Origin of the sequence: Brevibacillus sp. SIMBA_040 (assembly GCF_046535075.1) — a bacterium.
In the GTDB taxonomy this organism is placed as follows: Bacteria; Bacillota; Bacilli; order Brevibacillales; family Brevibacillaceae; genus Brevibacillus.
On the sequence record NZ_JAWRXI010000021.1, the window covers coordinates 77,295 to 103,696 of the forward strand.

The 26,402-nt window shown below is 48.0% G+C and carries 22 protein-coding genes and 1 tRNA gene; 7 read left to right on the forward strand and 16 right to left on the reverse strand.

Going from position 1 to position 26,402, the window contains the following annotated elements; all coding sequences use genetic code 11:
- Positions 1–97: 97 nt before the first annotated feature.
- From SB752_RS26840 to SB752_RS26860, 5 genes are all read left to right on the forward strand, one after another.
- Entirely contained in the window at positions 98–1,213 is a 1,116-nt protein-coding gene (locus tag SB752_RS26840) for an ABC transporter ATP-binding protein (RefSeq protein ID WP_410718528.1), read from the forward strand.
- Between the two features lie 102 nt (positions 1,214–1,315).
- Positions 1,316–2,089 carry a Cof-type HAD-IIB family hydrolase gene (locus tag SB752_RS26845; protein WP_410718529.1) on the forward strand — a complete coding sequence of 258 codons (774 nt, stop codon included), beginning with the start codon at positions 1,316–1,318 and terminating at the stop codon, positions 2,087–2,089.
- A gap of 23 nt (positions 2,090–2,112) precedes the next feature.
- Complete coding sequence (locus SB752_RS26850; RefSeq protein ID WP_410718530.1) at positions 2,113–2,745, forward strand: trimeric intracellular cation channel family protein; 633 nt, start codon at positions 2,113–2,115, stop codon at positions 2,743–2,745.
- A gap of 70 nt (positions 2,746–2,815) precedes the next feature.
- The gene (locus tag SB752_RS26855; protein WP_410718531.1) at positions 2,816–4,225 is read left to right on the forward strand and encodes a S8 family peptidase; all 1,410 of its coding nucleotides are present in this window, start codon (positions 2,816–2,818) and stop codon (positions 4,223–4,225) included.
- Between the two features lie 53 nt (positions 4,226–4,278).
- Positions 4,279–4,872: an NAD(P)H-dependent oxidoreductase gene (locus SB752_RS26860; RefSeq protein ID WP_410718532.1), complete on the forward strand. Its 594-nt coding sequence runs from the start codon at positions 4,279–4,281 to the stop codon at positions 4,870–4,872.
- A gap of 37 nt (positions 4,873–4,909) precedes the next feature.
- Here the strand turns inward: SB752_RS26860 and SB752_RS26865 are convergent, their stop codons facing one another.
- The 6 genes from SB752_RS26865 to SB752_RS26890 all read right to left on the reverse strand — a co-directional run bounded on the left by SB752_RS26865 (position 4,910) and on the right by SB752_RS26890 (position 13,298).
- Entirely contained in the window at positions 4,910–5,422 is a 513-nt protein-coding gene (locus SB752_RS26865; protein ID WP_103108704.1) for a DUF3907 family protein, read from the reverse strand.
- 95 nt (positions 5,423–5,517) lie between these two features.
- Positions 5,518–6,693: an ABC transporter permease gene (locus SB752_RS26870; protein ID WP_410718533.1), complete on the reverse strand. Its 1,176-nt coding sequence runs from the start codon at positions 6,691–6,693 to the stop codon at positions 5,518–5,520.
- Positions 6,686–7,876, reverse strand: coding sequence for an HlyD family secretion protein (locus tag SB752_RS26875; RefSeq protein ID WP_410718534.1), 1,191 nt, complete (start codon positions 7,874–7,876; stop codon positions 6,686–6,688). Before SB752_RS26875 ends, SB752_RS26870 begins: the two co-directional genes overlap by 8 nt.
- A 24-nt stretch (positions 7,877–7,900) precedes the next feature.
- Positions 7,901–8,479: a TetR/AcrR family transcriptional regulator gene (locus SB752_RS26880; RefSeq protein ID WP_410718535.1), complete on the reverse strand. Its 579-nt coding sequence runs from the start codon at positions 8,477–8,479 to the stop codon at positions 7,901–7,903.
- A gap of 878 nt (positions 8,480–9,357) precedes the next feature.
- Positions 9,358–12,567, reverse strand: a complete 3,210-nt coding sequence (locus SB752_RS26885) for an AfsR/SARP family transcriptional regulator (RefSeq protein ID WP_410718536.1) — start codon at positions 12,565–12,567, stop codon at positions 9,358–9,360.
- Positions 12,568–12,674: 107 nt separating this feature from the next.
- Positions 12,675–13,298, reverse strand: a complete 624-nt coding sequence (locus SB752_RS26890; RefSeq protein WP_410718537.1) for a sporulation protein — start codon at positions 13,296–13,298, stop codon at positions 12,675–12,677.
- A gap of 218 nt (positions 13,299–13,516) precedes the next feature.
- On the opposite strand from SB752_RS26890, the gene SB752_RS26895 reads away from it, so the two are divergent.
- Positions 13,517–15,583, forward strand: coding sequence for an exo-beta-N-acetylmuramidase NamZ domain-containing protein (locus SB752_RS26895; RefSeq protein ID WP_410718538.1), 2,067 nt, complete (start codon positions 13,517–13,519; stop codon positions 15,581–15,583).
- 86 nt (positions 15,584–15,669) lie between these two features.
- Here SB752_RS26895 and SB752_RS26900 read toward each other — a convergent pair whose 3' ends face one another.
- The 4 genes from SB752_RS26900 to SB752_RS26915 form a co-directional block, all read right to left on the reverse strand.
- The gene (locus SB752_RS26900; RefSeq protein WP_410718539.1) at positions 15,670–17,241 is read right to left on the reverse strand and encodes an acyl-CoA synthetase; all 1,572 of its coding nucleotides are present in this window, start codon (positions 17,239–17,241) and stop codon (positions 15,670–15,672) included.
- Positions 17,242–17,512: 271 nt separating this feature from the next.
- Positions 17,513–18,004 (reverse strand): hypothetical protein, encoded by a 492-nt coding sequence (locus SB752_RS26905; protein ID WP_410718540.1) that lies wholly within the window; start codon positions 18,002–18,004, stop codon positions 17,513–17,515.
- Entirely contained in the window at positions 18,004–18,288 is a 285-nt protein-coding gene (locus SB752_RS26910; protein WP_410718541.1) for a hypothetical protein, read from the reverse strand. Before SB752_RS26910 ends, SB752_RS26905 begins: the two co-directional genes overlap by 1 nt.
- 216 nt (positions 18,289–18,504) lie before the next feature.
- Complete coding sequence (locus tag SB752_RS26915; RefSeq protein WP_410718542.1) at positions 18,505–19,383, reverse strand: LysR family transcriptional regulator; 879 nt, start codon at positions 19,381–19,383, stop codon at positions 18,505–18,507.
- Between the two features lie 131 nt (positions 19,384–19,514).
- Here SB752_RS26915 and SB752_RS26920 point away from each other — a divergent pair, with 131 nt between their 5' ends.
- Entirely contained in the window at positions 19,515–20,315 is an 801-nt protein-coding gene (locus SB752_RS26920; RefSeq protein WP_410718543.1) for a sulfite exporter TauE/SafE family protein, read from the forward strand.
- A 70-nt stretch (positions 20,316–20,385) separates the two neighbouring features.
- Here SB752_RS26920 and SB752_RS26925 read toward each other — a convergent pair.
- The 6 genes from SB752_RS26925 to SB752_RS26950 all read right to left on the reverse strand — a co-directional run bounded on the left by SB752_RS26925 (position 20,386) and on the right by SB752_RS26950 (position 26,211).
- Positions 20,386–20,474 (reverse strand) — tRNA-Ser (locus SB752_RS26925).
- A 75-nt stretch (positions 20,475–20,549) separates the two neighbouring features.
- Positions 20,550–21,968 carry an aldehyde dehydrogenase family protein gene (locus tag SB752_RS26930; RefSeq protein ID WP_410718544.1) on the reverse strand — a complete coding sequence of 473 codons (1,419 nt, stop codon included), beginning with the start codon at positions 21,966–21,968 and terminating at the stop codon, positions 20,550–20,552.
- A 211-nt stretch (positions 21,969–22,179) separates the two neighbouring features.
- A complete protein-coding gene (locus SB752_RS26935) occupies positions 22,180–23,457 on the reverse strand; it encodes a peptidase (protein ID WP_410718545.1) in 1,278 nt (425 codons plus the stop codon).
- A gap of 27 nt (positions 23,458–23,484) precedes the next feature.
- Positions 23,485–24,162 (reverse strand): 3-oxoacid CoA-transferase subunit B, encoded by a 678-nt coding sequence (locus SB752_RS26940; RefSeq protein ID WP_410718546.1) that lies wholly within the window; start codon positions 24,160–24,162, stop codon positions 23,485–23,487.
- Entirely contained in the window at positions 24,144–24,836 is a 693-nt protein-coding gene (locus tag SB752_RS26945; RefSeq protein ID WP_103108717.1) for a 3-oxoacid CoA-transferase subunit A, read from the reverse strand. Before SB752_RS26945 ends, SB752_RS26940 begins: the two co-directional genes overlap by 19 nt.
- Positions 24,837–24,858: 22 nt before the next feature.
- Positions 24,859–26,211: an aspartate aminotransferase family protein gene (locus tag SB752_RS26950; RefSeq protein WP_410718547.1), complete on the reverse strand. Its 1,353-nt coding sequence runs from the start codon at positions 26,209–26,211 to the stop codon at positions 24,859–24,861.
- Between the last annotated feature and the right edge of the window lie 191 nt (positions 26,212–26,402).

Sequence of the window (26,402 nt, forward strand, 5' to 3'; positions counted from 1 at the left end):
TATAACTATAGATCATTATCCGGCCGCCTGATACGATTCTTGTAACCAACCTAAGAACTCGCTTTCTTTCTATTTTTATGTCGGAGGTGCCTGCTCAATGGCAAAGGTGACGCTTTCCCACATTTACAAGCGATATGGAACTAATGTAACGGCTGTTGATGATTTTCACTTGGATATCCATGACCGAGAGTTCCTCGTTCTTGTCGGTCCTTCGGGCTGCGGCAAATCTACCACACTGCGCATGATTGCCGGTCTGGAAGAAATCTCTGATGGCGACATGTACATAGGGGACCGGCGAGTCAATGACGTTGCCCCCAAAGACAGGGACATCGCTATGGTCTTTCAAAGCTATGCGCTCTACCCGCACATGAACGTCTATGAAAATATGGCATTCGGTCTGAAATTGCGCAAATTTTCAAAGTCCGAGATTGAAAAACGAATCCAGGAAGCTGCCCGTATTTTGGATATTTCTCATCTATTAGATCGTAAGCCGAAAGCTTTGTCAGGCGGTCAACGTCAGCGTGTGGCACTGGGAAGAGCCATCGTGCGAGAGCCTCAGGTCTTCCTGATGGACGAACCGTTATCCAATCTGGATGCCAAGCTGCGGGTACAAATGCGCACTGAAATCTTGAAGCTGCACCAGCGATTGAATACGACGATCATTTATGTCACGCATGACCAGACAGAAGCGATGACCATGGGAGATCGGATTGTAGTCATGAAGGATGGGTTCATCCAACAGGTCGCGACTCCTACCGAGATTTATAACAAGCCGGTTAACCTGTTTGTGGCGAGCTTTATCGGTTCACCTGCAATGAATTTTGTAAAAGGTACTGTTCTGGAAAAAGACGGCGTCTGCGTGTTTGAAGCTCCGAACATTCACATCCGTTTCCCTGAAGACAAAGCAAAGCTCGTGCGTGATCATGGGTATGTAAACAAATCTGCTATTTTCGGGATTCGTCCAGAAGATATTTACAGTGACTCTACATTTTTGGAAGCTAACCCATTTGAAAGCTTCCTCCATGCCGAGATCGATGTCGTGGAAAATATGGGCTCTGAGTTGTATGTTTACTTTACCAATATCGGCGATGCCCAAATGGTGGCCCGCGTCGATTCCCGTGAAGGCTTGAAGCCGAAAATGAGCGTGAAGCTCGGTATGGATCTTTCCAAATGTCATCTATTTGACAGCGAGACACAGCAGGCTGTATTCTAATAGCAAGTGAAGAGGAATGTCTTTTCCGGGCATTCCTTTTCCTATTTTTTTGTGTGAAAACGCCTGTGCGGTCATATAGAGAAAGAGTGGAGAGGAATAGAAATGAACTACAAAATCGTCTTTTTTGATATCGATGGAACACTGCTGAATACAGAGCACGTGATTCCTGAAACAACGATCAAGGCTGTATCCCTGTTGAAGGAAAATGGTGTCAAGGTAGCAATCGCGACTGGTCGTTCTCCCTATCACTTAAAGCCGATTGCCGATCAGCTCGGGATCGATACATTCGTCGGTTTTAACGGGTCTTATGCAATGAGTGAGGGCGCTTTGATTCATCACACCCCTGTTGCGTCAGAAACGCTTGCCACGCTTGAAGGAATGGCGGATAGCAACAACCATCCGATGGTTTTTCTCAGTGCAGAAACGTGCTATGCCAATGTCAGCAACCATCCGCACGTGATGGAATCGTTCGACTCTTTGCAATTGCCTCATCCTGACTATCGACCAGGCTATTGGAAGGAAACGCCGATCTACCAAGCTTTTCTCTACTGCAGTAAGCAGGATGAGCACCCTTATATCGGTCGCTTTAATGAGGTCTCCTACATTCGCTGGCACCCACAAGTTTTGGATATCCTGCCTCCAAATGGCTCCAAGGCACGAGGAATTGAAGCGATCTTGCGTCACTTTGGCCTCTCACCGGATCAAGCCGTAGCATTTGGCGATGGTTTAAATGATAAAGAAATGCTCTCTTACGTTGGTATGGGTGTAGCCATGGGCAATGCTCACGAAGACCTGAAGCCACATGCCAACATGGTCACTCGTCACGTCAATGATGGTGGAATCCATCACGCATTATTACAGCTCGGATTGATTTAGATGGAAGGACGTTGAAAAAAAACATGTCTTGGGAATGGTTTAACATCGTTGGCACGGTGGCGTTTGTCGTAAGTGGCGCCATCATTGCCATGGAAGAGGAATATGACATCTTGGGGGTAATCGTTCTCGGAATGGCTACTGCATTCGGTGGCGGGATCATGCGCAATATCCTGTTAGGCATACCTCTTACGACTTTTTGGAACCAAGGAACACTATTTACCATCGCTCTCGTCACTATGCTCATCGTCTTTATCCTTCCGCAAAAATATCTTCGTTACTGGGATCGATGGGGAATGTTCTTCGACGCAGTCGGACTATCTGCCTTTGCCATCCAAGGTGCGATGTATGCGACAAAAATGAATTACCCGCTTAGCGCTACGATTGTCGCTGCTGTATTGACAGGAATTGGCGGCGGAATCATCAGAGATGTGCTCGCTGGTCGCAAGCCACTCGTTTTCAAAGAAGAAATATACGCAATGTGGGCAATGGGTGCGGGGCTTGCTGTCGGACTCAAATGGACCACCACAGTCAATGAGCTGTACGGACTTTTTATGGCGATCGTGCTTTGCCGGATGATCTCGGTGTATCATGGCTGGAAGCTCCCTCGCCGTTCGCTTCGTTCAGCAAACGTTCGTCCACTTAACAATCGAATGTAAGCTTTTTCCTTCATAATCACTCTCTCCGTGTGCAGGCTATATCCATAAGCACTGGAGGGAGTGAATTTTTTTGCGAGTCTTGCCCACGTTAGCTGTTGCCATCGCCTTGGTCGGACTTGTTGTTGTTCCTTATCGAATGCATCAGAATGCCGAGCAGGAAATGCGCGAGCCTCATCCCAAAGTCACTTCGATTGGGGCTAGTATTCCACGAATCAATTATATCGAGCAAGTCAAAGACATACGTCGTAGCTTAGAAGGAAAAAGCCATATTCAGACTCTCCACCATAACCCGCGCGATCGCAGTCATTATGTGGAGCATGAAGTAGTCGTACGCTTCTCCCCCAGACCCGAGCAAAAAAAGATTGATGCTCTGGTAACTTCCCTCGACGCTACGATCAAACGCGATTTTGATAAATTTTTGATCATCAAGTCACGCAGCCTGACCACCAAGCAATTAATGAAAAAGCTGGCTGAGCATCCTGACTCTGCTTACGCTGAACCCAATTACCTGTTATTGCCAAACAGAAAGCCTAACGATACGTATTACACCGAGTATCAGTGGAACATGCCGCTCATCGGTATGGAAAAGAGCTGGGACATCAGCGAAGGCAGCAGTGATGTCATCGTCGCTGTTGTAGATACAGGCGTAGACATGAACCATCCGGAATTTGCCGGAAAGCTCGTTGAAGGCTATAACGTACTGGAAGACAATAATAAGCCTCAGGACGACAACGGACACGGTTCTCACGTCTCAGGTGTTATCGCTGCCAAGACCAATAACAAGGACGGAATAGCCGGGATGACGTGGAAAAGCAAGCTGATGCCAGTCAAAGCGATTGGTGCTGACGGCTCAGGCTCTGCTGTAGATATCGCCCAAGGCATCTATTGGGCAACGGATCATGGAGCGGATGTGATCAACCTCAGTGTCGGCAATTACACCTCTTCTGCTGCGCTCAAGGAAGCTTGTCAGTATGCCTTCCAAAAAAATGTGGTTCTGGTTGCCGCTTCGGGAAATGACGCCAGCGACCAACCGAGTTATCCGGCTGCTTATGACGAAGTCCTCTCTGTTGCGGCTGTCGACCATCGAAAAGAGCGTGCCGACTTTTCCAATTTTGGTAAGCACCTTGATGTCTCCGCTCCTGGAGTAGATATTCCCAGCACCTATATCTACAGTGATTACGCCTCCTTGTCAGGCACCTCGATGGCTTGCCCGCATGTAGCTGCATTAGCTGCATTGGTTCGCTCTGTTCAACCCGACATGAAAAATCGTGATGTGATGGACATCATCCGCAAATCCGCTGTCGACCTCGGCCCCCCTGGTCACGATCAGCTATACGGCTACGGAATGATCGACGTCAACCAGACATTGCGGCAGCTGCGTCCTGTTGAGCCCGCGCAAACCGTACAGCCTCCAGAGCACCAAACCGTGGGTGGCCTGTTCCATAAATTCTTGTTGCGTTTGCGAGCTGGATTCCAATAAACCTAGGTGAGGTTAAGCCTTTCTCAACACATTTTCAATTAGGAGGATCGAATATGAAAGCATGTATTGTTTTTGCCCAGGAAGGAACGGAAAGCTTTTGTCATGGTATCCTCTCTCGTGTAACTCAAGCGCTGGACAAGCAGCAAATCACTTATGAGGTACGTAATCTGTATCAAATGAACTTCCAACCCGTGTTCAACGCAGATGACATGCAGCGTATCGAGCAGGGGACGGTTTCTGCTGATATTGCATCCGAGCAGACGATTATTACCGATGCGGATTTGTTGGTCATGATTTACCCCGTGTGGTGGTGGTCCGCTCCCGCCATCCTCAAAGGCTATATTGATCGTGTTTTTACCAATGGCTTTGCCTTTCGCTATGAGGCAGATGGTCCAGTCGGTCTTTTGACCAATAAGCAGGCCCTCGTGATTACAACCACGAGGGAATCTGCAGAGACGATGTCAGCAACCGGTCTCGACTCTGTTGTCAGCAAGCAGATTGTGGACGGCACGCTTCAGATGATTGGCTATGACGTCACCTATCAAAACTTTGCAGCGGTACCGTATGTCGACGATGCGGCGCGTGAGAATATGCTTACCCAGGTCGATCGCCTAGTGTCTACTCTCCGTCAGCCTGTTGGCGTATAAAAACTGGATCGTCCGCGCAGAAAAAAAGCACAGGCATTTACGCCTGTGCTCGTTCATTTTGCATCCGTTTTTTTGTAATGTAGTCTGTTTCGTAGTATTGCAGATCGTCACGCATTTGTTCAAACACTCTAGATAAGGAAAGGGTCAATTGTTGTAATTCAGGAGTTACCTGCTTACGGAAAATGATTGCATCTTGACCGGTATAAGAATAACGCCCGTCCTCATCATAGACCTCGCCTTTGGGATAATAGAAGTTATTGATACAGGTATGATATACCTGATACAGTACTTCCTCGGCAAACTCCTCGTTAAATCGTGCTCGGCGAAGGGATACCCCCAGCCTGTCGTACGCATTCTCACAGTAGACCAGCAAATGGCGCAGGTCAGAAAGGTAGTTGCGGTAGTAGGATTCAAACTCTTCCGGATCACCGGATGCTGAGACCAGACTTGATAATGTTACCTGGTTCAAATAACGTTCCACTTCCATGCTAACCCTTTTCAACTTGGTATACGTCTCTTCACACAATTGTTTCAGATGAGTCGCTGACATAATGTCCCCCTAGCGTTGAAGAATCTGCCTTTTTTTAAATAAGTATAAAGGAAAGATTCTTTATAACACAAGCGTTTCTTTTACGCAAAAATTACCTAAGCACTCGGGGAGTCACTCGTTTTTACCGATTTTTTCCGTGTTTGGGCAAGGTAAATGACATAGGCTGCGAACAAGCCAACCAGCGTCATAAAGCCTAAAGCAGCGAGGTCATTACTCACATAGGACAAGCCGTGTCCCTTGGTCAAAATTTCCCTGACACCATCCAAAAAATAAGTCAGGGGCAAAGATTTCCCGATCGCAGCAATCAGTGTTGGCATCGACATGAACGGCCATGTAAAGCCCGAGAGCATAAACGACGGTACCGCAATCATCATTGCAATTTGCGTAGCCTGAAGCTGATCGCTAGAGAAAAACGAGATCATGTACCCAATGGATAAAACTGCAAGATTAAATGCACTAGCAACAATCATCAAATCAACTGTGCTTCCGTAATAAGGGATGCCGAAGCCTTTTAACAGCAGGGTGAAGCCGAGGAACATATTGAGCGTCCCTGCCAGGAAGTAAGGGAGCAATTTGCTCAGCGTAATGGCGAAAAAGCTGTTCGTGGCCATCGTTTCCTTCCAGGTACCTGCTTCTTTTTGCTGTGTTACTGAAAGGGCAACTCCCAAGAACAAAACCTGCTGCAGCACCGTCCCAGCCAGTCCGAACACCATAAAGGACAGGTAGCTAAACGTCGGATTGTACAAGACCCGATAGCGGTAGTCAATCCCGGTAAAAAGGTTCTTCCCTTCATCACCCCAGCTGCCTTTTGCCTCCAGCTTCTTCAATGTAGCACCTGCGGAAACCGTCTTGACTACCGTACTTGCTGCTCGCACAGCCGTATTGGAAATCATCATATTGCTGCCGTCAATTACAGTGAGTACCTCAGCTTCACGCCCGGCTTTTACATTTTGTTCCAGACTCGGCGGGATGATAAGCGCGACATTCGCCTCCCCTTTGTCCACGAGCTGCATTGCTTCTTCCTCGGTACCTACAACCGAATTGATCCGAAATGTCTTGTCGACCTCAAAGGCGCGATACAGCTCTCGGCTTAATTCACTTTGGTCTGCATCCACGAGAACAGTCGGAATTTCCATTACTTTTTTCTCACTGTACAGAAAGCCGAACATCGTCAAATAAATCAGTGGAACAATGAAGACGACGTTACGAATTGTTTTATTGGTAAAAAGATTTCTCCATTCCTGCCAAAAAAGTTCGGGAAATTTACTCACCACGACCAGCCCCTTCGATCTTCCACTCCACGGTCAATCCAGGACGCAATTCTGAGCCTACGACGAGCAGTTTTACCTGGAAGGAACGAATATCACGATCGCCGAGCTCTTGTGTTGCTTTTTTCACGGCAAAATCTGCAGCAGGAGCAATCGTAGCAATTTTTGCATCTACCTCCCGTTTCAGGGCAGGCACGTACAGCTTCACCATATCACCAGACTTAATGTTTGCGAGCGTATACTCGTTCACGTACAGCTTCACATAGTTGTCTGCTTTGGTTTGAATGGTCATGACGGTGAAGCCTTGTGCCACCAGCTCACCTTTTTGTACTGAAACGGATTTGACGATTCCATCTACAGGCGCGGTCAGCTTCGTGTTGTTCAGGTATGCTTCGATCTCTGCCAAAGCTCCTTTTGCTTGCTGTACACCTGCTTCTGCGGATTTCACGTCCAATTGCTTCAGTCCGACCTGACCACGGCCTGCTACCGCTTGGTCATACGCTGCTTTTGCCTGGTCCAGCTGAGCCTGGGAAGCATCGATTTGCTCACGACGAGAACCCGATTGAGCCATTTTCAGCTGTTCGTCAGCAGCCTTCAGCTCTGCTGCAGCTTTGTCAGCCTGCATTTTCGCTTCTTCTACCTTTACTTGGGGTACCGCGCCTTCAACCAACAGCTTCTGCATCCGCTCCAGGTTGGTAGCCGCAATTTGATTGGAGGTTTGTGCCGCGGAAAGCTTTGCTTTGAGCTGTGCAATTTCCTCTGCGCGCGCACCGTTTTTATTCGCATCGAGCTGTGCCTTGGCTGAATTGACTACCGCTTGTGCCTGATCCACTTGAGCACTGCTTGAGCTGTCTGTTAACGAAACCCCTTTTTTCGCCTGCTCCAGCTTTACTTGTGCGAGGTGGTACGCAGCTTCGGCCTGTTCCTTTTTCGCAAGCAGCTCTTCACTGTTCAACGTCGCAACGAGCTGACCAGCCTTCACTTCATCTCCGTCTGCTATTGCAATCTGCTCGATCGAACCACCCATTTTAAACGACAGGTCCACCTCTGTTCCCTCGATGACTCCTGCGATTTGTGTACTATCTTTTCCGGTTACACTCCCGATTCCCGGTCCAAACAAAAACGTTCCAAGTACTGTAATGCCGACTGCAAAGCCAGCCACCCCGATCCAAGCACGTCTGTTCATCGTTCATTCTCCTCTATGTCTCAATTATCTTGTTTGCAGTATTCCTGCCAGTAAATACTTCAAAGTATTTCTGCCTGCATCGCTGCTTACAGGCTCTTTCCGGAACTGCTTGCGAAGCACAGTAAAGCCAATCATTCCGAACAAGGCAGATGCCACCGTACGAATCTCCGCATCCGCTTTGATATAGCCTTGCTTTTGCAAATCAGTCATATAGGCTTCCATCGTGGTAAAGTAACCGGTCAAAAGCTTGCCTACCATCTGGTCACGCTGCTCATCTCCCGTGAAAAAGCTCAGCAGAAGAAAGCATAGTTCCTGGTTTTCGGAAAAGAAGCGAAGATGCTCATCCAGCACATTTATCATGCGATCCTCAAGGGACAGCTCATCCGTTTGCATCGCGGTGTCTACATGGTAAATCAGCATATTCACGCCTTTTTCGATGACGTAGAGAAACAGCTCTTCTTTTGTGGAAAAGTGGTAATAGAGTGTTCCCTTCGCTACCTGAGCCATTTCGGCAATCGCATCCATCGAGGTTTCGCTAAATCCAAACTGGGCAAAAGCCCTCAGTGCTCCCTGTGCGATTTGATCTTTTTTCGATGAGGCCATCACTTCCATCCCCTTTTTGGTTTCTGAACTGACTGGTCAGTACAAAAATTAGTTTATGGTTCCTTCCTAGTTTTGTCAAGTGGTCAAAACATAATGAGCAGACTTCAGGACTAAGTTCCACTGCTTCTGTTTTTCGTGGCTTCAGTGGTGGGTAGGAAACAGGAGAAAACGCTCCAGGTTCTTGGGCCTCTAACGGGGAGGGACACTGTCCGCTTACGGGGAAAAAGGGAAACCGCGTCCAAAGTGGCCCTCACAAGGATGATTGTTCAGAGGTGGACGCTTAAGGGCGTGTTTCCCTTTTTCCCCTCCAGCTTGGCAGAGTCCCAAAGACCTTCGCTGTTTTCTCCTGTTTCCTCTGCCAGCTATAGAGACAGTTGAAACTTAAATAACATCGCTTGTGAAACACGGATGAATGGCTTGGGTCATCCAAGACAGTGGAGCTTTTTTAAGGCTTAGGAAATTGAGCAGTTCGCTTCAAAAAATAGAAGCACCCTTTGGAGTGGCAATCTAAAGTTTTTTAAAGGGAATCTTTGCAAGCTAGCTTCGTCCCAAAAAACAAAGCCGCTGATGAGGAAAGAGGAGAAAATAGCGAGAGCTCTTTGGGATACCAACCGAGGCGCAGAGGAAAAAACGAAACAAGCCTTTAAGCGTCCACCTCTGAGAGACCCCTTGAAACATCCTCTTTGGACGCGGTTTCGTTTTTTCCTCGGAGCTGGGCTCGGACACTCCCAGCTAGTATCCCAAGAAGCTGGAGCGTTTTCTCCTCTTTCCTCTCCTCCACCAAAAGCCACGATCAAGTATTCTTTACTTCCTTTGCCTGAACCGCTGAACAGGTATTCGAAGGGAAAAAATAAAAGACCGCTGCAAGAGCGATCTTTTTAACTTCCCACGATTTGGCGATACGTATCTAGAGTTGCAGGCATCGGCTGTACTCCAAGCTGCTCCTTTAATTTAGCGACGCATTTATCATACCAGCGTATCGCTTGTGTCCGATTGTTCAATTGAAAATAAGCAATCATCAACAGTCGATACGCCTCTTCCCAGCAATCGTCGACACTCAAAATGGCCTCGCACCAGCGAATAGCGCTCTCCACGTGATTGCCCTCTAGCCTGCTTTTTGCCAAGCGTTCTGCCCCGCGCAGAAACAAGGCTTGCAGTCGTTCTCTCTCCTCGACACACCAATCCTCGTAGCGGCACTCTGGCATGTAATCGCCTTGATAGTAGCTGAGCCCTTTTTCCAGCAGAACCTCCGCCTGCTCGTTCGTTGCTTCAGACAATCCAAGAGTGACCAGCTTTTCAAACTCTTCCACATCAATATGGTACCCGGAAGCCAGATTGAATCCATACGAGCTGCCATGCCGCTGAATAAAAAAAGTATCCGCTCGAGCAGCACGGTCAGGCTCAAGCGCCTTGTTGAGGGCATTTAATGCCACTTTAAAATCGCGTAGGGCAGACTCTTCGTCCGCTTCGGGCCACAGGCTGTTCATGATTTCCTCACGTGCCAGCAAATGCTGCCGCTTGGTCAAGAGCAATTGAAACAACAATTTGGCTGTGCCTCTCTGCCAAGCTTTTTCACTTAGCTCCCGCTCTCCCAGCCAGACGCGAAATTTGCCCATCGTTTGTATGCGCAACGTGTACCCTGGATGAAACGTCACATTTTGCAGACCCAAATCATTTAAGAGCTGAGAAACGTAATCGGGAAATACTTGCCTGCGCTCGGCCTCAAGAAGTACAGGCATCAGCTGTTGAACATCCTGGGGAGTAAGCATCGTCGGGCGTTGCAGCAAAAAATGATACTCGCCAGACTGCATCAGTGACATTGCCTGCGTCACAGCAGGTACGAACGCGTCCCATTGCTTGTTTCGATACGCCAAATAGCTGAGCCACAGCTGGCAAATCGCTACGCTATAGCTGTCCCCACAATGACTGAGCCGCTCTGCACAATCCTCAATCGTGCTTTGTGCTTCCGCCTCTTTCCCATAGGTGGCATAGGCAATCCCGATCGCGAGTCTGACGAGACTGCCAAGCCAATCATCGCGCATAGCCTCCGTCTCTTTTATCCCTCTCCGTCCATACTGAAGGGCTTGCTCCAATGATTTTTCGCGTGCATAAAGCAGTGTCAGCCCCATTAATGTCTCGGACTTCCCGCGCGTAGACTGTAGTTCCTCCATGATCCGCAAACCTTTTTCATACAGCCTGCGAATTTCTTCAGTGGGTAATGCTTGGCTGATAAGTGCTGCATGTGCTTTTCGGACATACCCATTTGCCTCAACAAACGGCGAGTCTGCTGCCCTCCCTAGCTGTATTGCTGTTTCTGCAGCCTGCATGCCACGCTCCCACTCACCATTCAAGGCATAGACAAAAGAAAGCAGCAGAGAGGTTTCCCGGTACGATCTGGTCAGAGGCGGCTGCTTCGTCTCCTCTGTACGCCATTTCGTTTCTAATAGCTGAATCGATGACTGCAAACGGCCTGTTCGAAATAGCAGACGCGATTCCAGCTCAACTTCCGTTTCCTGCTCGAGCTCTTGGCTCCGTCGGTACCATTCAGCTGCTTGCTTGGCATCTCCACGATTTGTGTAGATTTCGGCTAGCAAACGGTAGAGACGAGGAGCCATTTCGCTTGACTGTTCAATCGGCGGCAGCAACTGAATCGCCCGCTTCAACAATTCCTCTGCACGAACGCCCTGCACGCTGTCCAAATGAACTCTTGCCATCCCCTCAAGCCCACGGCATTGTCCGATTTGATCCCGCTTTTGTTCACAAAGTGCAAGAAAATGCTCGTATGATCCAAACGCTTTGAAATAAATACAGCGATATCGTTCCACTTCCCCCTGGTAGAACCAAAGCCAATACTCTTTCTCTTTGACTGTGTCCGGCAAAATGGTTACCCAATGATACAAAAAGTCCAGTCTCCCCGCCGTCAACAGCCGTTCTGCTGCCTGATATAGCCACTCTGCGAGTACCTCCCATTGCTCGATCAGTCGCAAACGCTCAAAAGCCTTGTCCTCTTCTCCCCTGCGGCGATGCCAAATGGCTGCTTCCATGTTGACTCGGATATACGTATCTTTCTGCCCGGCAAGCTTACTGGACAGAAGCCGTTGAAACAGGGGATGAAACGAATACACACCCATGCTGTTTATTGTCAGAAACAAGTTGCTACGCTGTGCAACGGCAAGCAGTTCAGTGCCGCGGTCCCCGAGAACCTGCTGACAATCCTCTCTGACAAAAGTTTCGAGAACGGCAGCCTCGACTAAAAACTGCTTCATCAGTTCATCCAGTCCGAGCCATACATCTGCTTCCAGTAAATGCAGCACAGATGATAAATCACGCAAGCTGTCAGATACAGACATCCCCCGCATGATTCGTTCCCCAAAAGAACGCAATGCAGTGATCCACCCTGCAGAAACCTGCTCGATTCGCTCCCACTCATTTGGTGTCAAGGTGACATCATATTGATCCAAAAAGAGGGCTTCACACTCTTCCCGCGTAAATGTGAGGTCTTCTGCTGTCAGCTCTACACATTCCCCCCGAACTGACCATACTTCCAGCTCTGGCCAGTCTGGGCGAACGCGCGATAGCAGAATCAGTTTAATTTGTGGTGGCAGTTGCCCCGCTAATTTTTGAACAAAACAATCAACTTCGCTGCCTTTGGCGATATGGTGATAATCATCCACCAATAGCAGCTGTTCCTTTTGAATAAGCAAACACTCTCTAATGAATAACTCCACCATGCTCATCCAGTCCAACGGATTCTCTTCTTCATTAGCCTCACCTGATGCAGCGACCCGATCCAATATGACTTGACCGAAAAGCGGATGAAGCCTCCGTACGCTTTCTACCAGACCCTGCAAAAATTGTGGAAGTCCTTTATCTTTTGCCCGGATAAAATACCAGCTGGCTTCCAGACCCGCATCGTACAAGAAGGTCGCTAGGGCAGTTGTCTTTCCGTAGCCTGTTGCTGCGTGAACCAGGCACAGCGGAGCGTGATGTAATAAGCGCAGCTTCTTCGCAAGGGCCGGTCTTCGTAATACATAAGGCTTTTGCCTCGGCGGTGTAATTTGAGAAATGGAAACATGAGATGATTTCATGACTTGCACTCCTTGCCGTTCTCCTCTACTCTCTTTTGACTATTTCCCCATTTCTGTTTATTTTCCTGCACACAAAAAACCCACCCGGGTATCCAGGTGGATGCGTATTAATCAACAAGGTTAACGCCTTTTACTGTATAACCGATATCGTTGATCAGCACTTGGAATTCTTCATTGCTCACCTGCTCGCCTCGCACAATCCGCGAGTGAAGGTCCGCAATTTTATCATAGATCGCACGGTTTGTAGAGACGTACATCGTATTAAAGCGTGATTCCGTTTGCAGCCTGGTGCGCATTCTGTCCACCACACGTTTTTGCAGGTTATCGGTGTGTCCATTGTCTACACGGATAATTTTCCCAGGGGTATACGGAATCGACGGCCTCGGATTAACCTCATCTACTTTGGGTGTATCAATCGGCAATACTCCCACTAGCAGTGAATCTTTATAAGCAAGTACTTTGATGTCTACAACGCCTTGGATTTTCTCAGCATGACGTTCCAAAATTCCAACGAGATGGGGCTCTCGTTTGTGAACCATTTTTTGGCTGATCATGGCTGCTGGCCCTTTATCTCGTCCTGCATTATCGTTTTGGAAATTAATTCCGTAAGCTTCGAACTTGGCTTGATTCCCGCTCATATCCTCCGTACCCTGCTCCTTGTTGGGTGAACAGCCGGTAAGCATGGCGGCTACTAATACGGATACAGATATCCCTAATCCGATTCGTTTCACAAGATCACCTCCTTGCATTTATTTTGATGTGCAAGAGGTGTTCTTACTCAAGGAATCTACGCCCTAAATTTTAATAAAATGCCGCCATAACAAGCGCAAGTAATACTTAAAACCCCTACCTTTCGAACTAATTTCAAATAGTTACAAAAATGAAACCATATTCCTTCAAAAAACCGTTACAATAGACATGCAACGACATTTGAAAGAGGCGGAGAAACATGAAGAAATTAATTCCTTTTCTTATCCTGGCACTTATTTTAAGTATGATTCCTCAAGGTGGGAGTTCCGCCAACACCGCTGCCATTCAATTAGGAAGTGATATTCTCTTTGATCAATTCCATCAACAGATTGAAGGCAAAAAAGTGGGGCTCGTAACGAACCAGACTGGCGTCAACAGTCAAGGTATGAGCACAATCGACATGTTGCGTAGAGATCGGACTGTCAAGCTTGCTGCACTGTTCGCTCCCGAGTATGGATTGGATGGTAAAACCCCAGCAGAAAAACAGGTAACGAGCTATGTTCATCCTGTATATGGTATCCCGGTCTACGGTTTGTTCGGTTCGACACGGATGCCTACGAAAGAAATGCTCGCAGACGTGGATATTCTTCTTATAGATTTGCAGGATGTCGGTTCACGTACATACACCTACATCTCTACCTTGCAGTATACAATGACAGCAGCAGAGCAGCAGAATAAAAAAATCATCGTTCTCGATCGCCCGAATCCTGTCGGGGGTACGATCGTGGATGGGCCGGTACTCGAAGCACCCTACCGCTCCTTTATCGGAGTAGACACGATTCCGCTGGCACACGGAATGACGATTGGCGAGTTGGCGTTGTTTTTTAATCGGAACATTGGAGTCGACCTTACTGTCATACCGATGTACGGATATACGCGCAGTATGATTTTCCACGATACTGGCTTGACGTGGGTCCAAAGCTCTCCCCACATCCCGGATCTTACCTCCGTCTTTGGCTACATGGCTACCGGCTTGGGAGAAAGCACGGGAATCAAGCAGGCTGATAATTTTACATGGATTGGCGGAGAAGGTATCGATTCTGTCAAGTACGCTGATTTGCTAAACGGCAGCTTGCTGCCCGGTGTCGTATTCTTGCCAGAGAACAAGGAATCCTTGGGTGGTGTTCGCCTGCAAATCAATGAGCCACGATTGTTTAATCCAGCAAAAACGGGCATCTATGCTTTGACGTATGCCAGAGCGCTGAATCATTTTCCCGTTCCGAAAAGTACAGATAAAGAAATGGTCTTGTTTGACAAAGTCATGGGCACAAACAAAATTGGTCAGTATTTAGAGCAAGGTCGTACCCCCCAAGAGGTGGAAGCTTCTTATGCAGAACAACTCAAGCAATTTAAAGAATTACGCAAGGCTTATCTGATTTATGGGGAGGAGCCATTCCATCCTACGTCCGTCATCCATAGCAAACTAGTTGTTCCAACAGCTCCTGTAACAGAGAAACCTACAGCGCCTTCAACTGGAACTACGGGTACAGGAAAACCGCCGGTAACGAAACCACCGCTACCTAGCACAACAGGAACAAACGGCACAGCGGTTCAACCACCGGTCAATCCGCCTGCGCCCGTACAAAAGCCAGCGCCAGTGACAAATCCTAACGACAAAGTGGCTTACCTGACCTTTGATGATGGTCCGTCCCCAATCACCCCACTGGTTTTGGATATACTAAAGAAAAATGAAGTAAAGGCTACGTTCTTTATCGTTGGAAGTCATGTATCTGGAAATGAAGCAATCCTCAAACGGGCAATCAGTGAGGGTCATGCAGTCGGCGGTCATACGTACTCCCATGATTACCGAGTACTGTACAAGAGCAGGGATGCTTTTTTCGCTGATTTGGAAAAAGGAAATCAATTGATCGAAAAAGCCACGGGTATAAAACCTACTGTCTTCCGTTATCCTGGTGGCAGCACCAATACAGTCAGTCTGAAATATCAGGATCAAAAACTGTATAACAAGCAACAAACCGTGATGAGTTCGATCAAAGCCGAATCTAACAAACGCGGATACATCTTCATTGACTGGAATGTAACCAATGGCGATGCTCGGAGCAGCCACTATACAGCCGCAGGAGCACTTGCCAATATCAAACAGCAAGTGAAGTCTCAAAAGGAAATCGTCATCCTCATGCATGACTCAAGCACCAAGGCAGCTACAGCCCAAGCTCTGCCTGAGGTCATCTCCTTCCTGAAAGGAAAAGGGTATCGATTTGAAATCATTACCTCTGAGCACCCGACGATTTCTACTGTTAAGTAAACCTAAAAACCAAAGCCCGCTCGTAGGTCGTTTTGACCGTACGAGCGGGCTGCTTTTTTAGGAGCTTTTACGACTTCTTTCACGCATCATGATTGTGTGGCAAGCACCTCATATCGCAAACGAAGTTCTCTTTTCAATATTTTTCCACTAGGGTTTCGCGGCAGGTTTTCTGCAATTACCACATATTTAGGTGCCTTGAACGAGGACAGGCGCTCTCTGCAAAAGTCAAGCAGCTCTTCAACGGTCACAGCTTCATTTGCTTTTGGCACCACAACAGCCGTTACTGCTTCAATCCAATAAGGATGCGGGATACCGATAACCGCTACCTCAGATACTTTTGGATGCTGATAGATCAATTCCTCGACTTCTCTGCTCGCTACATTTTCTCCCCCGGATTTGATCATGTCTTTTTTTCGGTCGACTACCGTAATAAAGCCCTCTTCGTCCATAATCCCCAAATCGCCGCTGTGAAACCACCCACCGTTAAATGCCGCCCGCGTTTTTTCTTCATCACGAAAATAACCCAGCATGGCGTGACTCGTGCGATGGACGATCTCCCCGATAGACCCGCGTGGAACTTCCTGGCCTTCATCATCGACGATTTTTGTTTCGACGTTGAGAGCTGGCTTTCCAGCGGAGCCAGCTTTACGGAGCTGCTCGTTTGGCTTCAAGACTGTAGCGAGAGGAGCCACCTCTGTCTGACCATAGAAGTTGTAGAATTGTGCATTCGGCAAGCGCTGGTTGAGCTCCTTCAAAATTTCAACTGGCATGATTGCAGCACCATAGTAGCATTTTTTGAGCGAGGTCAAATTACGTGAGGAAAATGCAGGTGAACGAAGCAGTGCAATCCAGACAGTCGGCGGACAAAACAGCTGCGTAGCCTTGTAGGTCTCCACTGTCTGCAGCATCAAATCAGGAGTTGCCTGCTCCAAAATAATCCCGCTGCCCCCCAGATATATGTACGGCCCAAGGAAGCAGTGCAGCTGTGCGCTATGGAACAGTGGAAGTGCATGTATGGCTACATCCTCTGACGTCATGTTTCCTTCGATGATCGTGCTCACGTATTCGGAGATAATGCTTTTATGTGTGAGCATGACGCCTTTTGGCTTCGATTCTGTTCCACTCGTGTATAGAATCTGAGCAACGTCATCGTCTGTCAGATCAACCTCCGGCTCCTGTGCATCTGCTTCAGTGATCATCTCTCTAAATACATGCCACTCTCCGTCAGAGGCAGCCGGTCTGGAGATAAGCGACAACAGCCGTGGCGAGACTGCCGCCTGCTCGATTGCCGCTTGGGCGACTGCTTTGAACTCTGGCGATACGAAGCATGCATTTACCTCTGAGTGTGCTAAAATATATGCGACATCCTCTGTATTCAGCATGAAGTTTATGGGAACGAGAATGATTCCAGCTTTGGCAGAAGCGAAGTTCAGAATGGCAAAATCCATAGAATTTCGTGACAGCACCGCCATTCGCTCGCCTTTTTGCAGACCTTTTGTCAGCAATACATTCGCTGTCTGATTCACCATATGATCGAATTGCTTGTATGTAAGAGCTTCTTCCTCAAACTGCAAGGCGACCTTGTCAGGAAAGCGTCCGTGGCTCCTTCGCAATATGTCACCAAGTGTATTTCTCCTGACACGATTTGATTCGATCATATGCATGCCTCCCTCAGAAAACATTTATCGTCATTATACCAGCAATTATCTATATAATGTGTATTTTCTGATATTTTGAGTTAAAAAAAACGGCAGCTCCCTCTGCATTATTGAAGCTACCGCAGGCCCCCAAGAAAATTCCGAGTCCCTAGGTACAGCATATATCAAATTGACTGTTGCATCGACATTGGTTCTACTGGATTTTGAGGAAAAAAACGGATTCGAACGCTGTTTGGCTCTGCAAAAGCAGGCTTTTGTGCGATGCTCCTCTTTACTCTACAGTAATCGTTGCAGAAAGGTATTCATGCTGCGGAGTGCCATCCTGCAATTTATAATCGATGCCATAATATACAGTATACACCCCAGGTTTTCCTGGAATAAATGAAGTCACTTCCCTGCTGTACTCATCATCACTATCTAAACGTACAACGTTTTTGATCAACTTAAAGTATACCGATCCGTCCACATTCCACCCTGTCTCAGCATCTAGTCCCCTCGAGTGCTTTCCTACTAAAAGAACCTCCTCCCCTACCTTTACCGTCGCTTTGGACGGACTTAATGAGAGTGACTTTACAGAAGAAATTTTCAGTCTTGTTGATTTATAGCCAGTCCAAATGAATCCTGTTTTATCTTGCATCCTTAAAGAAAAAACAATGGATATCGTCCCATCCGTCTCGGGTGCAGTAATTTTCCCTTTTACGATAAATGATTGATTTGTACTTCTCATCGAGTATCGCAATGGCGTTTTCTCATAATCAACCATTAATTGCGTACTGCCACCATGTATGTTCCTCGCCTTTCCACTTCTGCTGTAAATTCAACAGTCTCGCCCGGTGCATACTGTTCTTTGCTAAAAGTAAGAGTCATAGGAGCCTCATCATCGATCACCTCTGGTAACCGTGTAAGCTCTCCTTCTTCTTTCTCCTGCGTTAACGAAGTGTTTGCTTCATCAGCTACTTCCGAGTCCGCATAGATAGCAGGTGCATAGCTGAAGAAACATGCCAACAGTAAAACGAATATCGAGAAACGCTTGATGAGGTGAGTCAAACTAGTCACTCTCCTAAAATTTTTTTAGGTGACAAAGTAAATCCATAAGTACTCCTTTTCCAAATCCCTAAAATCACTATATTTTGTTAATATTTTGTAATCATTATAGCACAACACAAGCGAACAAATTGCTAGTGGAAAATAAAAAGCCAGCCCCGAAGGACCGGCTTACATGTTTTTCGCGCTGAGGGTTGCTTTCCCTGCTCATTCATTCCCTTAAAAGAAAAAAGAATGTACGAACGCGCTCGCTGCTTCGGATAAAGGAACATTCTTCAATTTGACGATGCCGATCTCACGCGGTGGTATCCGTTCTGCTAAATCAATTTCAAACAATGTGGAACCTTCCAGATCAACAAATTCGCGTGTAAGACAAGAAACCCCAAGTCCAATTCTGGCAAATTCGACTAACAAGTCTAAACTTCCAAGCTCAATTTCTGGTTCAAGGATGTATCCTTTTTGCTGCATAAACTGATTCAGGTATTGTCTGGAGTTGCTACCTTCTTCAAGTAGAATAAGCGGAAGAGAAAGTAATTCGTCTAGTGAGAGCCTTCGATCCCTCACATGTTCGAAACGTGGTCCAGCGAAAAAGCAATCGTGGACTTCAAATACTTTTTTCACTTCAAGCTGGGGATCGGTCAAAGGTAAATTAGCCAGGGCAAAATCTATTGTGCCATCTTTCAACAATGCTATACTTTCGGGCGTAGTTCGATTCGTCACTTTTATTTTGATAGCAGGATGGTCATCATGAAATGATTCTAGTGAGGGGAGCAGGATGTATTTACAAAGGGTATCACCCGCCCCGATTCGCACTTCTCCTGCGAGCAGTCGCCGCATTTCTGCCACCTTTTTTTCTCCTAAAGCAATGTAGTGAAAAGCTTGTTCGATGTACTCCAGCAGCACGGCTCCCTCCCGTGTCAAGATAACACCCTTGGGAACTCGCGAAAAGAGTGCTCCCCCCATGCTTTTTTCCAATTGCTTAATAGAATGACTGATTGCGGGTTGTGTCACATGTAATTTCTCTGCTGCTTTTGTCAGACTCCCCTCTTTTGCGCACGTATAAAAAACACGATATAACTCTAACGGTGCATCTTCCACAATGACATTACCCCCATTTATGGATAGCATCAATAACAACAATTTTATTTATGTCAATAATGTTATTATACTTTACTTTAGAGGACGTGTTGCAACAAAATCAAACGATTGAATTTGTCAGGAGGCAGCTCATGTTATTATTCATTGGATTTTTAGCAATTGGCATCTTAACCGGTGTTCTTTCAAGCTTGTTTGGATTTGGTGGGGGGTTTGTATTAATCCCTGTTATGTATTTGCTCTTGCCAGGCTTTGGTGTTCCACAAGCTTTTATCATGCATGTGGCAATTGGAACATCGCTTGCCATCATGATTGCAAATTCGATCAATTCAACGATATCACATCATCGAAAACAACATGTTATTTGGTCCATTTTCTTCCGACTTGCGCCAGCCATAGCTGTCGGTGCTCTCCTGGGCGGACTATCAGCACCTTTTATCCAAGGAAATATTTTGCGCTATCTGTTCATACTGCTGGTAGTTTATACAATCGTCATGTCCATTCGAAAAAAATCATTTCTAGACGTTGATGGTTTGAAGTTCACGTTGCCCACTCCATTCAAAACGTCATCGCTTGGCCTTGGAATAGGTTTTCTCGCCACCATGTTAGGTGTTGGTGGCAGTGTAATCACTGTTCCCTTTTTACGAAAACGTGGACTTGCCATGCTTCATGCCGTTTCGTTGGCAAACCCATTAAGTCTTCCGATTGCAATAGTTGGGGCTGCTACATCAATCGCAACTGGACTACAGCAACCCGGCCTTCCCGAGTGGTGCTTAGGATTCGTCTACATGCCCGCCTTTCTAGGCATTGTTCTGGGGGGATTTATCGGTGTTCCGCTTGGTACCCATATCGCCCAGCATCTCCCTGACCGTCTGTTTTCAAAAATTTATTTAATTCTGCTGGTTGTGGTTGTTCTGATCATGGTCTTTGAATAAATAAAAACAACCCCTCGTTACGCGCGAGAGGTTGATAAGTTCTTTTATCAGTAGTAAAAAAGTAGAAGTATGGCGGAGGGAGCAGGATTCGAACCCGCGTGAGCTTGCACTCTAACGGTTTTCAAGACCGCCCCGTTATGACCACTTCGGTATCCCTCCGCGTTTTAATCAACAATAGTTACTATAGCATAGGTCTCCTATTATTTGCAAGAGGTTTCTACTCTTTTTCTTTCCTCATCGTTTGACGATCACCAGCTTCAGCTCCGTCATTTCTTCTATGGCGTACTTGACACCTTCTCTGCCTATCCCACTCTCTTTTACACCACCATACGGCATATGGTCTACCCGGAAGGTTGGAATGTCATTAATCAGCACTCCGCCTACCTGCAACTCGTCTGCCGCATAGAGAGCCAAACCCAGGTTATTGGTATAGACTCCAGCCTGCAAGCCGTATCTAGAGTCATTCACAAGCTTGATCCCTTCATAAACTGAGTCAATCGGATTAATTATGACGACTGGACCAAATACCTCCTGGCAGGAAACCTGTGCATTTGCGGGCACTCCTGTCAGCACCGTTGGCAGTAGCATAAGCCCTGCAACCTGCCCCCCGCACTCGACTCGTGCTCCTAGCTGCCTTGCCTCCTCGATCCACCCCAAGACACGCTTTGTTTCTTCTGGATGGATCATCGCTGAGTAGTCGGCTTCCTCGGAAAGGGAGTCTCCCCCGCGCAGCGTCAGTGTCTCGGCAACGAACCTGCGAACAAATTCCGCATATAGCTCTTTTACCACGTAGATGCGCTGCACAGAAATGCACACCTGACCTGAGTAGGCAAAGGCACCAAAGATACAGCGTGGGATAATTTCTCCGAGCTGTACGTCACGGTCGACAATCACGGCCGAGTTTGACCCAAGCTCGAGTGTAACTCTTTTCAATCCAGCTCGATTCCGTATCGCGATCCCAACGTCAGGACTACCAGTGAAAGTCAACGCACGCACGCTATGGTCTGTAACTAACTGATCGCCGACAATGGCTCCACTGCCCGTCACCACATTCAGAGCACCAGCAGGAACACCTGCCTGCTCTGCCAGTTCCGCGAGAAAAAAAGCACTCAGTGGTGTTTGTGATGCTGGCTTTAGCACGACCGTATTCCCGGCAGCCAGGGCAGGTCCTACCTTATGGGCAACCAGATTCATCGGAAAATGAAACGGAGTGATAGCGCCGATCACGCCAAGCGGCTCGCGGACGGTGTATGCAATACGTCCCTCTCCGCCAATGGCAGCATCCAGGGGAACCGTTTCTCCATGCAGCCTCTTTGCTTCTTCAGCAGCAAATTTATAGGTCTGGATCGTACGAATGACCTCTCCTCGTGCTGTCTTGATCGGTTTGCCAGCTTCGATAGCAATGATTCTAGCCGCTTCCTCCAGCCTCTCATTCATCTGGATCGATATCTTCTCCAGCAGCGAGGCCCTTTGATAAGCAGGCAGCCTGCGCATAATTGTGGCGGCTCCTTCTGCAGCAGCAATCGCTTTTTTTACAGTATGGGGATCTGCTTGGGGAATCTGGGCAATTTCTTGGCCGCTATAGGGAGAGTAAAGTGGTGCATACTCAGCAGTGCTTACCCATTCTCCTCCGATATAGCATGCTTTTTTCATAGCCAACTCCTCCATCCATGGGCGAAATAAGATATTACTAATCCCCAAGACATTCTCCAGCTCACCCATGCCTTCCTTGGTATTTTCTGTCGACCATCTCCAAAAAGAAACCGACCCTCATCGACAAAACATGACGAAGGTCGGTTAATATGATTGCTGTCGATTGATGCCGTTTTCACACCGGTACTTTTGAACTACCGACAGCTATTCCTTATTTATTTTCTTCAGCAACACCGCACCATTCTACCAAGGTGAGCGCAAAAATTTCTGCACAGCGAAACACATCGTCCAGTTCGATATATTCATTCGGATAATGTGCTACTTGTGTAACCCCTGGTCCTACTACAATGGCTGGTGTATCTGCCAATGCTGTTAACAGCCCTCCGTCGGTACCCCAAGGAGACGCTTCTACAACCGCACGACTGCCCGTAACTGCCGAGAACTGGTTATGCAAAATTCCCATAAGAGGGTGATCCTCATCGACCGCTCCAGGAACCCAACGTGCACCATACCATTCCAGCTCTACAGGCTGCTCAGCAAACCAAGGATCAATTTGTGCCAGCTGCTTCAATGCTGCTGCCATTTCTGCCTTGGCGTCCTCCATCTGCTCTCCTGGCGCCACACCCATACGTCCCTCCAGCTTGACGAGGTCAGCTACTGAAGAAGGCCATTTTCCCCCTTCGATCACACCGATGTTGATTGGGATCGGGATCGGCAGCTTTTCGTAAAGAGGATCATCGAGTCGATCGTTCCGCTCTTTTTCCAGCTTGCCTATAGCCTGCACGACCAGCAAGCTTTTTTCAATCGCACTGACGCCTTCATAGCGTGTTCCGCCATGAGCCGAACGACCTTTTACAGTCAAACGGAACCACATGGAGCCTTGCTGCTTCGGAAAGATTTTCATATTAGTCGGCTCGGGGATCAGAGCGGCATCTGCTTTGTAGCCACGCAAAATGGTTGCGAGCGTACCTGCACCGCCACTCTCCTCTTCGACCACGCTTTGGAAAATGACGTCGCCTTTCAATTGAACACCAAGCTTTTGCAGCACTTGAATAGCGAGCAGAGAAGACAGATTGCCACCCTTCATATCGGTAGCCCCGCGTCCATACAGCTTCCCTTCCTCGATTTTCCCACTGAACGGGTCGTCACTCCACTGACCCTGATCGCCGGCAGGCACGACATCCACATGACCATTCAAAATAATCGAGCGGCCCCCGCCTTGGCCTTTCCACACGCCGACCACATTTGGACTGACGTCAAATACGGTACGAGGCGATACAAAATAGGGATGAGCCAGCAGCTCTTCGCCTTCCATTACCCACAGATCAACTGCCAGCCCCATTTCAGCAAGACGGCTTGCGATGCTCTCCTGTATGGAACGCTCCTCTCCTTGCACACTTGGACTTTGAACCCACTCCTGTAATAGCGCTGTGGCCTCTTTGCGATCCTTTTCCAATTGCTCGTGAATGAGCGCTTGCCAGTTTGCCATTTTCATCCCCCGATCACTTGTTATGATTTAGCGGAATACTCCGACTTCGCCTTCTGTTTTTAGCTCTGCTTCCGTCGCGCCAATCACATCGGCTACCGAATACGGATACATGACCTCGCGCAAATACAGACCGTCTGACTTTACCTCCATGACCGCCATATCCGTAATGATCCAATCTGCTGCTTTGGCAGCTGTGAGTGGCAATGAGCACTCACGAACAATTTTGGAGCGTCCATTTTTATCGAGATGAGTCGTTACCACCATTACTTTTTTTGCCTTTTGTGCCAGCTCCATCGCTCCACCCATGCCAGGCACACGCTTGCCAGGCACGATCCAGTTGGCGATATCGCCAGCTTGACTCACTTCCAGTACACCCAGAATCGTCATATCGAGCAACCCACGACGGATAATGGCAAAGGCGGTAGCGCTGTCAAAAAACGAAGCGCCGGTCGCCAGCGTAACGGGAAACCCGCCTGCATTGCAAAGCATGGCGTTCTCTTCCCCTTTTGCCGGGCTGGGACCTGTTCCTAGAATACCATTCTCTGCGTGAAACATCACCCGTTTATCCGAAGGGATAAAGTCTGCAACCAAGGTTGGGATACCAATCCCCAGGTTGATGATCATTCCGTCCTCTACTTCCATAGCGGCACGGCGAGCAATTCGTTCACGATAGCTTTCCGTCTCCTTTACTTCTCCCACGCCCATTGCCAGTTCACCCCTTCACTTTGGACAATATAGTTGACGAAAACGCCCGGGGTTACGATCTCTTCCGGGTGAAGCTCGCCGATTTCAACGATTTCATCCGCTTCCACGATCGTGATATCTCCCGCCATCGCTACCAACGGATTGAAATTGCGTGCACTCGTGTCAAATACCAGATTGCCAAAACGATCCGCTTTTTTCGCATGGACAATCGATACCTCAGCTGTAAGCGGCGTTTCCAGCAAGTATTCCTTGCCATCGACAACGAGCTTTTGCTTCCCTTTTTCTGCGATCGTGCCAATACCTACATCGGAGAGAATCCCTCCCAGACCGACTCCACCAGCCCGTACACGCTCTGCAAGTATTCCCTGCGGGCAGAACTCTACCTCGAGCTCTCCCGCCGTCATTTGGGCCCCTGCGTTCGGATTGGAGCCGATGTGTGAAGCGATCACTTTTTTGACGCGCTTCTCTGTCACGAGCTTTCCGATGCCGATATGAGGAAAAGCCGTATCATTGCTAATCAAGGTAAGATCACGAATTCCTTTATCCAGAATGCCCTGGACCAGAGTCGGGGGATTACCGATTCCCCCGAACCCACCTGCCAAAAGCGTCATTCCATCCCGAAAGTGAGAAAGCGCTTCTTCTAGCGAAACGACTTTTTCAAAACGATTGGTCATTATTGGTTCCTCCCGTTCCTGACTATCCGATCAGTGCCTTGTCTTGCAGCTCTTGCTGCACTGCTTGAATCGCTTCTTTCAACAATCCGATCAACTCATCGATTTGCTCTTTGGTGATCGTGAGTGGAGGCGAGATAATGACCGAGTCACCTGCTACACCTTCGATACCACCCATTGCCGGATAAATGAGCAGACCTTTTTCAAATGCTTTCGCAATAACCTTCGCTCCTACACCTTCGGAGAGCGCGAACAGTTCTTTGGTTTGTTTGTTTTTTACGAACTCCAGACCGCAAAGCATACCGAGACCACGTGCATCCCCGATTAGTGGAAGCTCATCAGCCAGCTCCTGCAAACGAGAGAGCAGGTAAGCACCTTGTTCTGCTGCTTTTTCAACCAACTGATTTTTTTCCACGTAATTCAGGACAGCAAGAGAGATTGCTGCGGATTGCGGATTCGCACTGTAGGTGTGACCAGCCATTATCAGACCGCTGCCTTTGGTGATCGTGTCGATGATTTCGTCAGATACCATCGTAGCGGCCATCGGGGTATAGCCCGCACTCATTCCTTTTCCGAGGGTCATCAGATCAGGCACTACTCCCCAGTGGTCTACACCGAATGCTTTTCCTGTACGTCCTACGCCAGTCATAACCTCGTCTGCAATGAACAATACTTGATATTTGTCGCAAATCTCACGAATGCGCTGGAAGTAGCCGTCTGGCGGCACGACTGCGCCCGCTGTAGCCCCGATGACAGGCTCCGCGATAAAGGCTGCTACGTGGTCTGCTCCGACGCGCAGGATGGCTGTCTCGAGCTCGTTGGCGCACGACAGCGCGTACTCCTCCAAGGACATACCCTCTGGGCGTCGATACGGGTACGGACCAGTAATGGCAGGATAGTCCTCCAGAAGTGGCACGAAGCGTTTCCGGCGTAAAACGTGTCCCGACATGGAGAGTGCTCCCATGGTGATACCGTGATAGCTCATCCAGCGAGAAATGATCCGGTTTTTCGTTGGCTTGCCTTTTTCCTGCCAATATTGGATTGCAATTTTTTGAGCGGTCTCTGTTGCCTCGGAGCCACTGCTTACAAAAAAGGTCCAATTCAAAGAGCCAGGTGCCCACTGAGCCAGCTTGGCTCCGAGCTGTTCTACAGCATCGCTGCTAAAATGAGAACGGTAAGCAAAGGACACTTCCTTGGCTTGCGTGTACATCGCCTCGGCGATTTCTTCTACGCCGTGGCCGATGCTCGCCGTTACTGCACCGCTGCATCCATCGATATACCGATTTCCCTCTTTATCATAAAGATAGATCCCTTTGCCATGCGAGATTACTGGATATGACTTACCGAGCTCAGGCTTGATTACATAACTTTTTTCCATTATCGTCGCCACCCTTATTAATAGGTCCTGTTCAAAAGGCGGTTTATTCCTCCACTTTTTGAACATCCTCTGACTCTCTACCTCTATCCTAGCTGACCATCGCTTCGGACTCATCCGACGTGCTGGCAAAAAAACATGGCGAAGAGACAAAATCTTTTGTACATTTTGTATAAAGAACTCTGAGATTTTGG

Coding starts and splice junctions, on each gene's coding strand:
- SB752_RS26945 (WP_103108717.1), bottom strand. CDS start 24,836: ATGACCAATCGTTTTGAAAAAGTCGTTTCGCTAGAAGAAGCGCTTTCT.
- SB752_RS26940 (WP_410718546.1), bottom strand. CDS start 24,162: ATGGGCGTGGGAGAAGTAAAGGAGACGGAAAGCTATCGTGAACGAATT.
- SB752_RS26930 (WP_410718544.1), bottom strand. CDS start 21,968: ATGAAAAAAGCATGCTATATCGGAGGAGAATGGGTAAGCACTGCTGAG.
- SB752_RS26845 (WP_410718529.1), top strand. CDS start 1,316: ATGAACTACAAAATCGTCTTTTTTGATATCGATGGAACACTGCTGAAT.
- SB752_RS26950 (WP_410718547.1), bottom strand. CDS start 26,211: ATGGAAAAAAGTTATGTAATCAAGCCTGAGCTCGGTAAGTCATATCCA.
- SB752_RS26865 (WP_103108704.1), bottom strand. CDS start 5,422: ATGTCAGCGACTCATCTGAAACAATTGTGTGAAGAGACGTATACCAAG.
- SB752_RS26920 (WP_410718543.1), top strand. CDS start 19,515: ATGTTATTATTCATTGGATTTTTAGCAATTGGCATCTTAACCGGTGTT.
- SB752_RS26885 (WP_410718536.1), bottom strand. CDS start 12,567: ATGAAATCATCTCATGTTTCCATTTCTCAAATTACACCGCCGAGGCAA.
- SB752_RS26880 (WP_410718535.1), bottom strand. CDS start 8,479: ATGGCCTCATCGAAAAAAGATCAAATCGCACAGGGAGCACTGAGGGCT.
- SB752_RS26860 (WP_410718532.1), top strand. CDS start 4,279: ATGAAAGCATGTATTGTTTTTGCCCAGGAAGGAACGGAAAGCTTTTGT.
- SB752_RS26905 (WP_410718540.1), bottom strand. CDS start 18,004: ATGGTTGATTATGAGAAAACGCCATTGCGATACTCGATGAGAAGTACA.
- SB752_RS26900 (WP_410718539.1), bottom strand. CDS start 17,241: ATGATCGAATCAAATCGTGTCAGGAGAAATACACTTGGTGACATATTG.
- SB752_RS26875 (WP_410718534.1), bottom strand. CDS start 7,876: ATGAACAGACGTGCTTGGATCGGGGTGGCTGGCTTTGCAGTCGGCATT.
- SB752_RS26840 (WP_410718528.1), top strand. CDS start 98: ATGGCAAAGGTGACGCTTTCCCACATTTACAAGCGATATGGAACTAAT.
- SB752_RS26850 (WP_410718530.1), top strand. CDS start 2,113: ATGTCTTGGGAATGGTTTAACATCGTTGGCACGGTGGCGTTTGTCGTA.
- SB752_RS26935 (WP_410718545.1), bottom strand. CDS start 23,457: ATGGCAAACTGGCAAGCGCTCATTCACGAGCAATTGGAAAAGGATCGC.
- SB752_RS26895 (WP_410718538.1), top strand. CDS start 13,517: ATGAAGAAATTAATTCCTTTTCTTATCCTGGCACTTATTTTAAGTATG.